Annotated in this window: 14 protein-coding genes and 3 pseudogenes; 9 read left to right on the plus strand and 8 right to left on the minus strand. The window is 42.8% G+C overall.

Annotation, left to right across the window (positions count from 1 at the left end; genetic code table 11):
• Positions 1-651: 651 nt before the first annotated feature.
• Together VOR_RS0108340 and VOR_RS17795 are read left to right on the plus strand one after the other, a co-directional pair.
• Entirely contained in the window at positions 652-1,095 is a 444-nt protein-coding gene (locus VOR_RS0108340) for a DoxX family protein (RefSeq protein ID WP_010319257.1), read from the plus strand.
• A gap of 483 nt (positions 1,096-1,578) precedes the next feature.
• Positions 1,579-2,887, plus strand: a pseudogene (locus tag VOR_RS17795) (dicarboxylate/amino acid:cation symporter).
• 183 nt (positions 2,888-3,070) lie between these two features.
• On the opposite strand, the pseudogene VOR_RS18700 reads toward VOR_RS17795, so the two are convergent.
• The 4 genes and pseudogenes from VOR_RS18700 to VOR_RS0108360 form a co-directional block, all read right to left on the minus strand.
• Positions 3,071-3,195: pseudogene (locus VOR_RS18700) on the minus strand (Gfo/Idh/MocA family protein); the annotation flags it as partial.
• 105 nt (positions 3,196-3,300) lie between these two features.
• Positions 3,301-3,831, minus strand: a complete 531-nt coding sequence (locus VOR_RS0108350) for an MltR family transcriptional regulator (RefSeq protein WP_010319258.1) — start codon at positions 3,829-3,831, stop codon at positions 3,301-3,303.
• 61 nt (positions 3,832-3,892) lie between these two features.
• Positions 3,893-5,041, minus strand: coding sequence for a mannitol-1-phosphate 5-dehydrogenase (locus tag VOR_RS0108355; RefSeq protein ID WP_010319259.1), 1,149 nt, complete (start codon positions 5,039-5,041; stop codon positions 3,893-3,895).
• A gap of 116 nt (positions 5,042-5,157) precedes the next feature.
• Positions 5,158-7,107: a PTS mannitol transporter subunit IICBA gene (locus tag VOR_RS0108360; protein ID WP_010319260.1), complete on the minus strand. Its 1,950-nt coding sequence runs from the start codon at positions 7,105-7,107 to the stop codon at positions 5,158-5,160.
• A gap of 642 nt (positions 7,108-7,749) precedes the next feature.
• Between VOR_RS0108360 and VOR_RS0108370 the strand changes: the two genes are divergently transcribed.
• Together VOR_RS0108370 and VOR_RS0108375 are read left to right on the plus strand one after the other, a co-directional pair.
• On the plus strand, positions 7,750-8,697 hold the full coding sequence (locus VOR_RS0108370; protein ID WP_010319261.1) for a M23 family metallopeptidase: 948 nt from the start codon (positions 7,750-7,752) through the stop codon (positions 8,695-8,697).
• Positions 8,698-8,705: 8 nt separating this feature from the next.
• The gene (locus tag VOR_RS0108375) at positions 8,706-9,002 is read left to right on the plus strand and encodes a bactofilin family protein (protein WP_305951630.1); all 297 of its coding nucleotides are present in this window, start codon (positions 8,706-8,708) and stop codon (positions 9,000-9,002) included.
• A gap of 127 nt (positions 9,003-9,129) precedes the next feature.
• Here VOR_RS0108375 and nagB read toward each other — a convergent pair whose 3' ends face one another.
• On the minus strand, positions 9,130-9,930 hold the full coding sequence (gene nagB / locus VOR_RS0108380; protein ID WP_010319263.1) for a glucosamine-6-phosphate deaminase: 801 nt from the start codon (positions 9,928-9,930) through the stop codon (positions 9,130-9,132).
• Positions 9,931-10,240: 310 nt separating this feature from the next.
• Between nagB and VOR_RS0108390 the strand changes: the two genes are divergently transcribed.
• Entirely contained in the window at positions 10,241-10,492 is a 252-nt protein-coding gene (locus tag VOR_RS0108390; protein WP_010319264.1) for a DUF3081 domain-containing protein, read from the plus strand.
• A 209-nt stretch (positions 10,493-10,701) separates the two neighbouring features.
• Here VOR_RS0108390 and VOR_RS0108395 read toward each other — a convergent pair whose 3' ends face one another.
• Positions 10,702-11,061 carry a MaoP family protein gene (locus tag VOR_RS0108395; protein WP_010319265.1) on the minus strand — a complete coding sequence of 120 codons (360 nt, stop codon included), beginning with the start codon at positions 11,059-11,061 and terminating at the stop codon, positions 10,702-10,704.
• A 148-nt stretch (positions 11,062-11,209) separates the two neighbouring features.
• On the opposite strand from VOR_RS0108395, the pseudogene VOR_RS17800 reads away from it, so the two are divergent.
• The 3 genes and pseudogenes from VOR_RS17800 to VOR_RS0108410 all read left to right on the plus strand — a co-directional run bounded on the left by VOR_RS17800 (position 11,210) and on the right by VOR_RS0108410 (position 13,343).
• Positions 11,210-12,100, plus strand: a pseudogene (locus VOR_RS17800) (LysR family transcriptional regulator).
• A gap of 347 nt (positions 12,101-12,447) precedes the next feature.
• Positions 12,448-12,939 (plus strand): methylated-DNA--[protein]-cysteine S-methyltransferase, encoded by a 492-nt coding sequence (locus tag VOR_RS0108405; RefSeq protein WP_029627013.1) that lies wholly within the window; start codon positions 12,448-12,450, stop codon positions 12,937-12,939.
• Positions 12,936-13,343 (plus strand): hypothetical protein, encoded by a 408-nt coding sequence (locus tag VOR_RS0108410; protein WP_010319269.1) that lies wholly within the window; start codon positions 12,936-12,938, stop codon positions 13,341-13,343. Before VOR_RS0108405 ends, VOR_RS0108410 begins: the two co-directional genes overlap by 4 nt.
• Positions 13,344-13,358: 15 nt before the next feature.
• On the opposite strand, the gene VOR_RS0108415 is transcribed toward VOR_RS0108410, so the two are convergent.
• A complete protein-coding gene (locus VOR_RS0108415; RefSeq protein WP_010319270.1) occupies positions 13,359-14,216 on the minus strand; it encodes a Vmh family MBL fold metallo-hydrolase in 858 nt (285 codons plus the stop codon).
• 241 nt (positions 14,217-14,457) lie between these two features.
• On the opposite strand from VOR_RS0108415, the gene VOR_RS0108420 reads away from it, so the two are divergent.
• On the plus strand, positions 14,458-15,324 hold the full coding sequence (locus tag VOR_RS0108420) for a hypothetical protein (protein ID WP_010319271.1): 867 nt from the start codon (positions 14,458-14,460) through the stop codon (positions 15,322-15,324).
• 79 nt (positions 15,325-15,403) lie between these two features.
• On the opposite strand, the gene VOR_RS0108425 is transcribed toward VOR_RS0108420, so the two are convergent.
• Positions 15,404-15,663, minus strand: a 260-nt coding sequence (locus VOR_RS0108425) for a YccF domain-containing protein (protein WP_010319272.1), incomplete at its 5' end; no start/stop codon positions are given.

Raw genomic sequence — 15,663 nt, forward strand, 5'->3', positions numbered from 1 at the left:
CTTTTCTCAAAACGTAATTCACTATTTACCCCAATAACTAAACAATATATTTATCTACTCGGACATAATTCTGATTATTTCTTGACACTTATTCAATTATTTTAATATTTGAATTTTTTATAAACCATGGAAAAGAGAAAACAGATGATGAATGACATTGTAAAGAAAGATAGCTATCGACTTAACGATAACCCGTTTATTTTAGTAATCGTCTTCGTTTTTTAATTCATTATCTTCTCCTTTAAAAAGACACTACTATGAAATACAGGTCAATCCGAATGCTATTAGTGTCCATATAAATGATAATATTGTGTATAACTACACAACTTGAAGTTGCAGGTAGGTTAGAAAGTAAGTTTCCCCCATGAGCATAGATAAACGATTTGATGAAGTGAGCGAACGTAACCAACACCGCTGCAGCTTCAAGTAGGAAGGGGATATCAGACGATCAATCGGCATGAATCATCATAGATAGAAGGTCACCACATTCCCCGCGCTAAGAAAAGTACTCGATAAATGTTGTTCAATTTTTTCGAACTTAATCATCAAACAGAGTGAGTTATCTCAGGTTACAAATCACTCTACACTGGCTCCAACAGCTAGGAAGCCGCTGAGCACCTACTACCATTTAATGAATCTGAGGACACTTTAATGAAAGCACTATTGAAACAACTAACCACATCAACTTCTGGATTTTCTGCGCTTGCGCTTCGTTTTCTCATTGGCATCATTTTTATGGCGCACGGTGCACAGAAACTCTTTGGCTGGTTTGGAGGATATGGATTAGAAGGCACAGGTCAATGGATGGCTTCAATTGGTTTAAACCCAGGCGTGCTGATGGCATTTTTAGCGGGGAGTGGTGAATTTTTTGGGGGCCTATTTATTTTACTTGGCTTACTAACTCGCCCTGCCGCCTTAGTTCTTTCTATTACGATGATCGTCGCTATCGCTTCTGTGCACTTAGGTAACGGCTTATTCATGGCTAATAACGGTTATGAGTTTGGCCTTGCGCTGCTTGCGGCCAGTGCATCCTTGGTTTTCTCTGGTGCTGGCAAATTGGCACTTGATAACTGGTTAAATAAAAAACTCGCATAATCTATGCCTAAGGCCGGCATACTGTTTTATCGAAGGAGGCGAAGCCTCCTTCAAACGTTAAGATTTTCAGTCGATAACATTCAACTTAGTATCACTTTCCTTCCTTTCTCCATTTATATGGCATGCCATTCCTTTTTGTGCTACACAAAAGTGCCGTTGAGACCCTATTCATATAAAGCAACCTTAATGGATAAATATGCAACCAAACGAGCTTAAAATTGAATAAAAACTAGCGAATTACCATTATATGAGAATAGTGACACTTGTTAACAAAAAGAACTCATATACTGCCAAATGACAAAAAATAAAAATTTAAAGCCAAAAATTGGTTATTAAAACGTAAAAGATGGGCAGTTTTAAGTGATAAAGATCACAGAAATTAACCGTTAACATTATTTTACTTTTTGATTTGCACTCAGCCATGCTAACCTGCGGCACGCTTTGAAATGATGTCGAAGTGCATAAAATAAAGGAGTGTTCACAATGAATACCAAAAAACCGATGTCGCTTACCGGCCGTGTTATTTTAGGTATGGTAGCGGGTATTTTGACTGGCTTTGCCATTCGAGTCCTATTTGCTGAAAACGGATTTGTTGACGCCTATATCGTTAACGGCTTATTCGATGTTGGTGGAAAAATCTTTATCGCCAGCTTAAAAATGTTAGTTGTACCCCTCGTGTTTGTTTCTCTCGTTTGTGGTACGAGCTCACTGAAAGATCTCACTACGCTTGGCCGAATGGGCGGTAAAACCCTAGCCTTTTACATCGCGACCACCGCGATTGCCATCACACTGGCACTGACAATGGGCACAATATTCCAACCCGGCTCAGGTGCCGATTTAACCGCAGCAAGCTCATTCCAATCTGCGCAAGCCCCTTCTTTGGGCCAAGTGTTTATTGATATGTTCCCGACCAACCCAATCAGCGCGATGGCAGAAGGCAAAACACTGCAGGTCATCGTCTTTGCCGTACTATTTGGCATAGCCATCAGTGCCGCGGGTAAACCGGGCGAGCGCATTGCGGGCGTTTTTAATGACTTGAACGAAGTGATTATGAAACTGGTCGCTTTGTTGATGAACCTTGCTCCATACGGCGTATTTTTCCTGATGGCGAAACTGTTCACAAGCCTTGGTTTAAGTGCAATTTTGAACCTCGCAGAATACTTCGTAGTACTGACGGTTACCTTGCTGCTACACGGTTTTGTCACCTATAGTTTGATGTTGAAAGGCTTTACTGGTTTAAGTCCAATCACCTTCTTCCGTAAAATGGAAGATGCAATTATGTTCGCTTTCTCTACAGCCTCTTCCAATGCGACTATACCCGTCACCATGGAAACGGCTAAAAACCGCTTAGGGGTTGATAACAAGATAGCCTCTTTCACCATTCCGCTAGGCGCGACCGTTAATATGGATGGCACGGCGATCATGCAAGGCGTTGCGACGGCATTTATTGCCCAAGCATTCAATATTGATCTAACTATGGGTGACTACGTGATGGTTATCCTCACGGCAACACTTGCTTCTGTCTGTTGGTACAGCAGGCGTTCCTGGAGTTGGCCTTGTCATGCTAGCGATGGTGCTAAACCAAGTCGGCTTGCCACTAGAAGGTATTGCTTTGATTATGGGTGTTGACCGCTTACTAGATATGATCCGTACCGCAGTCAATATTACTGGTGATAGCTGTGTGACTCTTATTGTGGCGAAAACAGAAGGCGCGTTAGATGAAGCTCGCTTTAATGATCCACAAGCTGGCGTGAAAGAAGAAGAAGTCCATTTAGCAAAAGCTCAAGCCTAACCTTTCTTCACTTATACTCATCAAAATCAAAACCCTGTTGTCATTGCTACAGGGTTTTTCTTTAACGAATTTGCTTCGCAATATAATAGCGCCTCTGCCAGCTGGTGTGAGGCCAAGTTGGCTTCGCCACTTCTGAAGCCAGCTTTCCGCTGTTTATCACGCCAATCCAATCGTCAATCATGGCGCTAGTTGCGTAACAAGAGCAAAATTACGAGTACAAAATACCAATGCTAAATCTGGGCGCTGTGTGATAACCGGAAGATACGCCTTTTGTGCGATTCACCTAGACCAATAATGCCAATTTTCATCATCAAATCTCTTTTCGTTAGATGAAGACTAGGCTAACACAAGAAGATAAAAAAGGGAGATGTAGAACTCAGTGAAAAGGCAATCCTTGCCTGTCTGGGATGAGGTTAAAATGGGCTCTCTTTGTTCAGTTCATTGCAAATTTCGACAATCGCCAATGAGAGCCCGGATTTGATGATTTGTTGCTGACGCTGCAGTTGAAGCTGGTAAAAATCCAGTTCAATGTCGCCATCCGGTTCCAATACTTCCAACTGCACCATGCCCATTTTGGCCACCAAATGGAGCTTTTTTATCGGCACCAAAATTTTCGGGTCGGTGAATTCGTATTCAGCACCATCACTGTTAAGTTGATTACGCAGTTTGATGATATCTTCAATATCGTGGTAAACATCATCAGGTAATACCCCAAGGCCAAACAGCAGTTTTAGCCTGACAGACAAGTTGCCGAGTGGTCCCGAATCTTGCAATAGAGGGCCAACTACTGATTGGACAGCGAAGTTATCTTTGCGAAAAATGCGTTGCATTAATGCATCAATCGCCTCATTGAACACTTCAACCGTCGTAATAAAGAATCCGCGCACCGAATGGGCACTATTCAGTCGTTCAATTATATCGCTTTCGTTAATTCTATCGGCCATACGCTGTACTAATTGTTGTTATAAACGGAGGGCATTAGCGCCCTCCAAAGTATTTATGTGATTAAAGCTGTTTGTAGATCGCTTCAATTTGCTTAACCTGCTCGCTCTGCTCATCTAACCCTGTGTAATGGGCCAGTGTTTTACATACGCCATATTGGTTCAATGATGTTTGAAGCTCGACCGCTTGAGGATCGCTGTCGTTGGTATATTTAAGGGCCGCCGCAATCCCTTTCAATAGCGTTTTGTTGTCAACTCCGTACTCGATTGTACCGAGTAATGGCTTGATTAATCTATCATTGGGGCCTAATTTTCGTATTGGCTGACGACCAACGCGATCCACTTCATCCACCAAGTATGGGTTGGCAAAGCGGCTCAATATTTTTTCGATATAAGCGGCGTGCAATTCACGGTCAAAACCGTAACGACGAATGAGTACTTCACCGCTTTCATGCATGGCTTGCTTCACTTGCTGACGAATTGCAGGATCTTCAATTGCTTCACGAATCGTCTTATGACCACTCAAACAACCCAAATAGGCGGTAATGCAGTGCCCAGTATTTAGGGTGAAGAGTTTACGCTCAACAAAAGCCATCAGATTATTGGTTTTTTCCATCCCTTCAATGTTGGGGATCTCACCTTTAAATTGCTGTTCATCAACAATCCATTCGCTGAAACTTTCAACCGTCACGGCCAACGGGTCATCGTTCGCGGCTTCGACAGGTGGCACAATGCGATCCACCGCGGAATCGACAAAACCAATTAACTCATCGGTTTTAGCATGCAGCGATGGGTCTAGATATTTATACACTTCGCCTTTCAGGTGTGTTGTACCGCGAACCATGTTTTCACAAGCGATCACATTGAGTGGCTGTTCATTGCCCGCTTCAAATCTTTTGGTGATGCCTTTGGCGATCGTTTTCGCAATGATATCAAGCACTGCAGGGCCGACAGCTGTAGTGACTAAATCCGTTTTTACAATGCGATCAATCACATCATTACTGGCTGAATTCACCGCAGTGACATGAGTGACAGTATCAATTTTGCACTCAGAACCCACTACCTTTACTTTGTATTCTTGACGATGACTCAATTGATCGACCAAAGGTTCATTTACATCGGCAAAAGTCACTTCAATGTCTGCATCGGCCAATAATTTACCAATAAAACCACGACCAATGTTACCCGCGCCAAAATGTACTGCATTTTTCATAATCTTACCTACCAAAAACTTATCTAAAAGAGAAAAGAGCGCTTAATACTTCAATTGAGGTGAGGTCAGCAGTATAGGGGAACAGCCGACCTCGTTTTGCCTCAGGAGCAAAAGCGTTACGCTGCTTGGTTACCCGATAGGATGGCCAAGATATCGCTCACGTCTCTGGTTGAGGTGAGCTTCTCGATAGCATCAGGCTCATCGAGTGCGTTGGTAATGGTGGTAATAACTTGAATATGTTCATCATTTTTGGCGGCAATACCGATAACCAGTTTCGCTACGCCATCTTGGTCGTCCGTAAACTGCACACCAGCAGGATATTGGCAAATCACAATACCCGTTTTAATCACGCGGTCTTTGGCGGCGACGGTACCATGAGGAACGGCAATCGATTCTCCAAGATAAGTGGAGACCATTTTCTCACGTTCAAACATGGCATCAACATATTCAGGCTCCGCGTAGCCAAGCTCAACTAACTTATTGCCCGCGAAACGAATGGCTTCTTCTTTATTGGCGGCATGCAAACCTAAGTGAATGTTTTCTTTTTGGATTTGAAAAACGGACGGTTTTTGAATTTCAAAGCTGTCGTCATTCGCAGCGAGGATGGATACTTTAACTACATCGCTATCATTCGCCGCCTTAGGGCGTTGAGCTGCCAAAAGTTGAGTCACAAGCTGGTTGTACATTTCACTGTCTAAAAAGTTGCTCAGTGAAATATGCTGTGCACTGGGTGCATGTGTGCGTGCGCGGCCAGTCAGGTCTTTATGAGTAATCACGATTTCTGCGTTCTCCGGCAAACTATTGATAGCAAGGTTAGTGACATGAATCGCTAAGCCAGCATCTTTGATTTTTTTACGCAGCATGCTTGCGCCCATTGCGCTTGAACCCATACCCGCATCGCAAGCGACAATAATGCTTTTCACGTTGGCTAAATCAATATTGCTTTTTTGAGAAGCCGTCGTCACATTGCCCTTTGCGCTCGATTTCATCTCTTTCATTTGTGATGTGGCTTTTTCTAACGCCGCTTCATCACCTTCTTCTTCGGTGCTACTTTGTGCTTTCATCAATAATGACGCAACGGTAAAGGATACGCCTGCCGCACCAAATATTGAGCATAATACGCCGACAATCGACCCTTTCTGTGTCATCAGTAGTACAGCAAAGATAGAGCCAGGAGACGCTGGAGAAACAATACCTGCATTGAAGAGAGTCAAAATGAACACCCCTGTCATGCCACCAGCAATCGCTGCAAGAATCAGACGTGGGTTCATCAGTATGTATGGAAAATAAATCTCATGGATGCCGCCGAAGAAGTGAATGATGGAAGCGCCACCAGCCGTTTGACGCGCTGTACCTTTACCAAACACCATGTAAGCCAATAAAATACCGAGACCAGGGCCAGGGTTTGCTTCAATTAAGAAGAAGATTGACTGCCCCATTTCACTGGCTTGTTGAATACCTAACGGTGAGAAAATACCGTGATTAATCGCGTTGTTAAGGAACAAGATCTTCGCGGGTTCAACAAAAATAGAGGTGAGTGGTAAAAGGTGTGCTGAAACTAGGAAGTTTACGCCTGCGGCTAAACCACCGGAGAGCACTTTGACAAATGGCCCAATGAGGTAAAACGCCAAGATTGCGCCAAGCATACCGATAATGCCTGCCGAGAAGTTGTTTACCAACATCTCAAAACCGCTTTTTACTTTACCTTCAACACGTTGGTCAAAGGTTTTGATCGCCCAACCACCCATAGGGCCAACCATCATGGCTCCCATGAACATTGGGATGTCGGTTCCGACAATCACACCCATTGTGGTGATGGCACCGACAACAGCGCCACGTTCTCCACCAACCAATTTACCACCGGTGTAACCAATCAGCAGTGGTAATAAGTAGGTAATCATCGGCCCAACCATAGAGGCTAACGTTTCATTCGGTAGCCAACCTGTTGGGATAAATAGTGCGGTTATAAAGCCCCACGCGATAAACGCGCCAATGTTTGGCATAACCATGTTAGATAAGAAGCGACCAAAATTTTGTATCTTGATCTTTGCATCTGGTGATATCATGTGGATTCCCCGTTCGATGTTCTGATGAATATTGTTGTTGTAACGGTTCTGCGAAAAACCGTTGATTGCTTAGTACCCAATCAATTTACCACACAATTTCATTCTGGAACTGACGACGGGATTTTCGTGATCAGACCCTCATAAATCCTAGTTTACAAATCATTTCTTCGTGATCATGGTCATTAAATTGACATGTAAATTTACAACAAAAAACACAAACCCACCTTGTCAATAGATTTTAAATAATCAATGCTACATTTCTTGCATTTAAATTTTTGAAGAAAAGTTGATTTAAATCACAATTTAACTCTAATTATTAAAAACTAAAGAGCCGAAAGTGATAAAAATCACATTTGCATCTTTATTTCACCAATCAAAATAAATCCACCACTTCCATATTGTCTATTCTGTAACTTATATACACAAAACCATATTAATATTAGCTCATACATTGATATGGCATTTTTTACTAACAGCATCGGGATGTTTCCTCTAAAAGCAGGCCAAGGATACGCTCCAATTCACAAACCGAGCAATTAAGAGGTGAGGCGAGCATAACCTTACAACGCAAAATGTTTTGACCCTGAGCATTCCCTGTTAGAATCGGCTGTACTGTTAACCATAGACGCTGTGAACGAATTCATGAAAGAAAGAGTGGTTGTTTCCGTTTCATCCATCCATGGGACGAAGCACTTTCATCTCGGTAAATGGTTCCGACATTTTTTAAAAGGTTTTGGCTATGTGCTGGTTGCCAGCATTCTCGCCACTGGCGGCGCTATCTATTACCTTCTTGATGAAGTTGATTTTGCTAAACTCAAGCAACAAGAGTTAGAGAGCCAGTCGATGTCTCTGACCGAAGAAGTCACCTCTTTAAAGGAGCTAAAAAACAGCTTAGAGAATGACCTGCTAGAGCGAGAAGAAAAGATGCAGATTGTTTCTGACAGATTGGGCGACCTTGAAAAAGTATTGGGTATGGATGAAAGCGGAGCGGAATTAGAATCACGTTTAGACACCGCCGCTATCACTTCCTCAGTTAGAATGGTGATGCTGACCCAAATACCTAGCGGTGCACCTGTGCATAATGCGAGAATTTCGTCAGGATACGGTGAACGTATTCATCCTGTCACGGGCAATGTTAAAATTCACCGCGGGCAAGATTTTGCGGTCAACATCGGCACACCAATCTATGCCCCAGCCGATGGCGTTGCCGAAGTCACTCGCGCCAGTGATAAAGGATCAGGCAATTTTTTACGCTTACAGCACTCTTATGGATTTACCAGCTCCTATTCTCATTTGCAAAAATTTGCCGTGAAAGGGGGCGATTTTGTACAGAAAGGCGACTTAATTGCTTATTCTGGAAACAGTGGGTTATCTTCTGGCCCACATTTACACTATGAAATTCGATTTGTCGGCCGTTCATTAGATCCAAGACCTTTTGTTGATTGGGGCGTGAATGATTTTGAAACGATATTTAGTAAGGTAAGAGGTATCCGATGGGAATCTTTAGTAAACAAAGTCGAGCTAAGAGTCAGCACTCAGCTACAACTCTCATCGCAAAAGGCTGTTCCATTAGTGGGGAACTCAGGTTAGAAAGCGATATTCAAATTGACGGGTCGGTAGAAGGTCAATTGCACGTTGATAAAACCATCGTCATTAGTGAAACAGGCACGGTTAATGGTGAGCTGTACGCAGGCCACATCATCATTAATGGCGAGTTCCAAGGCACATGTCACGCAACTAAAATTGAAATTTTAAGCAAAGGGAGCGTCACAGGGTCTATTTATAGCGACGACTTGAGCATTGAACAAGGTGGGCGCTTTAATGGAGTAACCTACCCTGCCCCGGAGAAACAAGTAGTTGAATTAAAAGAAGCGAAAATCGCTGCTGAAGGTTAATTTAACTACCGATTTCGTTCGCACTTCCCCATTTGATCGAAAGTCCCATTTGCTACAAAGTGTAAAAAGGCCTGCTGATGTTAGCAGGCCTTTTGTTTATGAATGTCCTTTCCCAACTGGGAGATACTTAGAAACCTTCGATATTTTTTGCTTCTAATTCCGCAAAATATTTTACGGTTTTCACTTTTAGTTCTTGAGTCGATGGTTCATCACATACAATCACTGATTTCGCGTGAAGTTGTAGTGCAGAGACAGTCCACAGGTGGTTGACGCTTCCTTCCACGGCCGCTTGCAAAGCTAGCGCCTTATTGTGGCCAGTAACCAAAATCATGATCTCTTCTGAATCTAGCAGTGTGCCTACACCAATCGTTAGCGCGTATTTAGGAACTTGGTTGATATCACCATCAAAAAAGCGAGAGTTTGCAATGCGTGTATCTTCTGTCAGTGTCTTAATGCGAGTGCGTGACGAAAGTGAAGAAGCAGGCTCGTTAAACGCGATGTGCCCATCATTACCCACACCGCCCATAAATAGATTAATGCGGCCGTATGATTTAATTTTGTCTTCATAGCGTTTACATTCTGCATCAACATCTGGTGCGTTGCCATTCAGTAAGTTGATGTTTTCTTCTTGAATATCAACATGATTGAAGAAATTGTTATACATAAATGAGCGATATGACTCCGGATGATTTTCAGGAATACCAATGTATTCATCCATATTAAATGTCACGACATGTTTAAAGCTCACCTCGCCCGCTTTATGCATTTCAATCAGTGCATTATAAGTCGTCAATGGTGTACCACCAGTAGGTAAACCCAATACAAAAGGACGGTCTGCCGTTGGATTGAATGCGTTGATACGTTTTACGATGTGTGCTGCTGCCCACTTGTCGACTTGTGCAGCCTGTTTTAACGGGATAAGTCTCATGATTGGCCCCTAGTTATTGGATATTATGGTGTAATGGAACATTAATTCGCATTATAAAATAAGTGTTAGGTAACTGCCATTGTTTTAGGTCAAGTTTTCGCTCTTTCTTCAAATCCCAACCAGAAATGCGCTTAAATTTGTAGCAATCTCTACAGGTAAGCTTAACCAATACGTCGCACTCTATAACAAAATGAGATAAAAATTCATCTATAAAATTAAGTAAAGTTTGAGTCGCTATCACTCCACTATCTGGCGAAGCGTGCATTCATTACCCATACTTGGAGTAACAAGCAAAAAAGGAGCAAATACCATGAAAAACGAACTTGATCCGGCAAAAATTCTCCATGCTTATGAAACTGTAATGGCACGTGGTACACCGACTGAGTTCGGCAAAATCTATGAAGGTATCGAAGCTTTTTCAGACTATGATGGTTATAACATTTATATGCGAGGAAATGGTGTGGAGTTAAAAGTTGGCTTTCACAATACCTACCATCTCGATTATGACCAAGAGCATCAACGCGACAGCTTTTTGAAAAAAGTGGCTACCTTGGTTAAATAACCGAGTTTGACAGGTACCGTGTTAACTAAGTAATAGTATCTGCAAAGTAATAGTCTCAGCAAATTCATAACACCGTGTTATCAGATGAAGATAGTCGCAATAAAGACGAACCGAGACAGAATTTCAGCCTTATTAAGTCAATAAGGCTGAAGAGTGAGATGAAAAAGCCAGTCAAATTCGGGCTTGAGATCCTGCACTGGAGATGCAGATTAATCTTCTTCCGTTAAGCTAACTTCTTCGTCATTATAATCATCACCACCTTCCGGCTTGTTACGACCGTTTAAGGTATGGAAACGCTTACGTCCGCGAGCAAGCTGAGTGTACTTTAACCAAACACGCTCCAACTTAGATTTTGCTTTAACTGGGTTTTCGATCGCTTTAACAAAATGCGCTTCTTCGGCATTCTCTGGCGTGATATCACCCGACTCAAGACCAAGCATGGTATCACCATAAATGGCGAGAAGTTCTTCTTCTGCAAGAGTAAAATCACCAGACTTAGCAAAGCCTCGTGGAAACTTTATATTGTCGTAAAAACGTTTTTTTCCGTGACGGAATTCAGTCTCAGACATATCAACCTCATGTGAATGGCGCTACTACCATGTAGCAATAGATCAGGCGAAAATTAGGCGTAAATCTCCGAAAAGAAAAACAAAAATTTTTTATCGTCATAATTGCACTTACTTGTTAATCTGATGGGGTAATTTCAGAGGATTTAATATGGATGTAAAAGTTTTTCGCACCTTTCTCGAACTCGCCAAAGTACGCCATTTTGGGCGAGCAGCTGAAAACCTTTATTTGACCCAAGCCGCCGTCAGCGCACGCATCAAGCAATTAGAAAATTATTTTGATGCTCAACTGTTTACGCGTGATCGCAACAATATAAAGCTCACATCGGCAGGAGAATGACTCGTTGGCTATGCCGAAGTGATGGTGGCTACTTTGCAACAAGCTAAATTTGAGCTCTCTTTGGAAAATGGTCGAGCTTTGCAACTGACCATAGGGGGGACTCCCAACGTTTGGGATGCTCATCTACAAAACTGTTTAAGCGTTGTGACTGATGCTTTTAGCGGTTATGGCTTTATGGCGGAAGTCATGGGACGCGAGCAGCTCAACCGCAGCCTACTGGAGCGTACCTTAGATATGGCGTTTGCCTTTGACCCAATTAAAGCTGAAGAGCTAAACTGCAAAAAAGTCGCAGACTTAGTACTGGTGTTGGTTTCGACGCGTCCTGACACACTGGAAACCGCCTTTGATAATAAATACGTGTACGTCGATTGGGGAAGCCGTTTCGCCTCCGAGCATGCTGAGCGACATCCGAAGACGCCGACCCCCTATTTGCGCACCTCGACCGCTCGTATCGCACTTGATTTCATTTTAGAAAAAGGGGGAAGCGCTTACCTTCCTACCTCACTTGTTGAACCTTTTATCCACTCTGGCCAATTGTATCGAATTGACAATGTGGAAGATTGGCAGCGCCCCATCTTCCTCAGCTACCGAAAAAACAGCTCATCGATAGAAGCCATTATGCAAGTGGAAAAGTTAGTCAAAAACATCAACCCTAGTAGTGCTTACTCATTACAACAAGCGGGCGAGGTCATTCTCGACTGACCGAACAAATTCATAACGCTGTAGCGGGTATTGAATACAGCGTTATGAATATCCTTTTTCAAGAGAAGCCGCAGGAAAATCATTCAGCTCTCTGCCTATTTTCTATAATAGGCTTTGCTTGTGGGTTCAATGTTAGCTGACCACAACAAAGAGCTAGTCTCTTTATCGATGTCACAGCTTGGCTTTCACTAAAAGATATTCGTAAACTACGTTAGGTTAAGATGCCGATTGCTTTCTAAACACTGATTTGGTGGTTAAGAAGGCCTTAAGCCATTTTCCTGAGCTGAACGCAGACAAGGTTTCACCTTGGGGAAGTTACGCCACCTTTCACTGTTGGAATTACTAATATGAATAGCTTCACCCACTATCACAGCCCCTTAGGAATCATGACATTGCAAGCCTGCGAGCAGGGTTTATTGGGGGCTTGGTTTGAAACCGAAACCACCATGCCAACAGAGTTAGGGGTAAAATCCGAACAGTGCACTATACTAATCAATACTATCAAACAGTTAGATGAGTACTTTTCCGGAAAACTGACTATATTTACTTTACCTTTAGCAGCAAAAGGCACCGATTTCCAACAATCAGTGTGGCAAGCATTATGCAAGATCCCTTATGGCGAAACTTGGAACTACCAACAGATTGCAGAGGCTATCGGTAACCAAAAAGCCGTAAGGGCTGTCGGCTTGGCCAATGGTAGAAATCCAATTTCGATCATCGTTCCTTGCCATAGAGTGATCGGAAAAAGTGGTAAACTCACAGGCTATGCGGGAGGAATAAACCGTAAAGCAAGCTTATTAGAACTTGAGCGAACAACAACAGAGGTTGCAGCAACATGATAAGATCTACGGCAAAATCAATCAGTATTCTCGTCCTTACAGCCACTTTGCAAGGCTGTTTTCAAGATGACCTTGAACGTTGGTTAAACCGTGAAACTTATGAGTTCAAAGGGACTTATGACAACCAGTTCAATGATGACTTATTGATTTTAGAAGAAGGTGTTGTACGTGCTGAATCTGAAACTCAGCACTGGTCTCGCGCTTACAGCGTGGATGGTAATCAACTGACGATCCAGCTACGCAATAGCTCGAAAGAAAAACGGGAAGATATTGTGATGGTGATCCATGGTAAAGGAGAAGTGCTCACATGCAATGTCTGCGCCATGTATAAATTGAGTAACGTGTGGGCAAAAACAGGTTATGTGGAAGCCAAACCGTCTGGAGTAGACAACGCGAGCCAATGACTCGCGTTGATACTGTTACCAAGTACGCTCACCCATATTCACTTGCGCACTTAATTCAAGGTCTTCTTTACCTGGAAGCGCTGGATAAGCTGTAACCATTTTAGATACCACTTGTGCCGAGTCTTTTGAGGTTGAAATAGCCTGTTCGAATTTCTCCAAGTATATCTTAGTAAATTTTACGGCTTCGACACCCTGCGGTATATCAGCAAAATAATGTCCAGGAATGACTTTCTTTGGCTTAAGCATCTGCATTTTCTCTAAAGCTTGAACCCACTCACCACGCGCTTTCGGAGTTTGACTATCAGCCGTCCAAACATGCATACCAGAGACAACCGCTACACCACCGACAATCGTTTTCTCAGAAGGCACCCATAAGTAAGCTTGATGTGTATTAAGCTCTTTCACTTCGATCTTATCACCTTCTAATGAAAACTCGTGATGGTCAAAAATCTTAGGGACAATAATTTTATTTGGCGCACTCTCTCCTAGTATCGGGCCCCAAAACTGTAGCTTAGCGTCTTTCGTCGACTTGATATGCTCAACAATCGCTTGGCTTGCTAAAACATCAACGTTAGGAAACGCCGCAACCAACGGTTCTAGACCAAAATAATAATCAGGATCACCAGCGCTAATATAGATGGCCTTAAGTTCTTTACCTGACTGCTTAATCATGTCCACTAAAGCTTGGCCATCTTTTGTACCAAACTGAGCATCAATTAAAATCGCTTGTTTCTCACCACTGATCAGTGTTGAGCTGACTGGAAAGACTCCATTTTCTCCTGGGTTGTAGGTTTGAAACGTCAATGCGGCTAAGCTTGAGAAAGAAGTGCTTGCTAGCAAAAAACCCGTTATCAACGGTTTTGAAATTGTCATTGTGTTTACCTTTCATTCATTGTTCGAAGTAATAACATCTTATTGTTTTTTATTTAGAACAAATAGATCCAATAATGAACTTCACTGATTCAATTTAAGATACTAATAAAAGCATTATTCACTCAAATCACTCTGTTTTTTAAAAACGATCTCATGCACTCACACTGTCATTTATTAAAAATTCAAGTAAGGTAGGGATATCAATCTGTTGGATCGATTTCAAGAGGGATAGGAGAGAACGATGGTAGAAAAACATTCAACCTCGGCACTGGCTAAATTGCGCAATACCGACGCTAAACAACTATTCAGTAACCTCCAAAAAGCAGGGTACATTAACCGCTTCGACAACAAGTGGGTATTAACAGAACTAGGAGCAAAATTTGGCGGCGAATACGCCCAGCACACGCAATATGGCCAATTTATTGTCTGGCCGGAAAACTTGCTCGTCGACACACAAGCCACCAGCGGGAAAACGTTAAGTGCCACTCAGCTTGGCGATCATTTCAGGCTCAACCCCAAAAAAATAAATCAACTATTGAGTGAGTTAGGCTGGATATCTAAAACAGAAAAAGGCTGGCAAGTAACGGAGGCTGGGCTCAGAGCTGGCGCCCAGCAACGTGAAGATAAATCTTCTGAGCAATTCTTTGTTGTTTGGCATGATACGGTGACTCGCCATAAACGTCTGAAACAGTCCATCGTCGAATTTTTAGGGCAAGAGGCTCACAGCCAATCGACCGATAAATCATTGTCTCACTTTCGCCAAAAATTTGAGGCAAAACATCGCACCTTAGACGGCCACTATGTTCGCTCAACCGGCGAATTACTGATCGATAATTGGCTCTATCTGGCAGGCGTCGTCCACGCTTATGAGCGTCAGTTGCCGATAGAAGCTGATGTGATGTGCGATTTTTATCTGCCAGCAGGAAAAGTGTATTTGCAATATTGGGGTTCAGATAGTGGCGCGACCGACGAAAAAACTCGCTTACACACACAAGCGATTTACCACGATCACGGCTTTGCTCTGATTAATATTCACTCGCAAGACATTGCGCATTTAGATGACATTCTGCCCAGAAAACTGCGAGAGTTTGGGATTAAAGCGTATTAATCGCCTTGGAAAAATGCCCCCTTCCCCTCGTCACTGAGAGAGAAAAACGAGAGGAAAGGAGCAAAAAACCAAACCTATATTAGCGATAAGAAGAATAGCGAGCTCTAGCCGCCTCTTCTTTCGGGACGATGGTTTTACCAATCGGAGCCAAAGAAATAACCGCGAGTTTCAAATGCTGTAGTGCGAAAGGAATGCCAATAATGGTAATAAAACACGCCACCGCCGATAAAATATGACCAACGGCTAACCAAAAACCAGCGAAAATAAACCAAATCACATTGCCGATTAAGCCAAATGGGCTGGTACCAATATCTTGCTGATTGGTCAATTCATCACGGG

This window comes from Vibrio ordalii ATCC 33509, assembly GCA_000257205.1.
Lineage (GTDB): Bacteria > Pseudomonadota > Gammaproteobacteria > Enterobacterales > Vibrionaceae > Vibrio > Vibrio ordalii.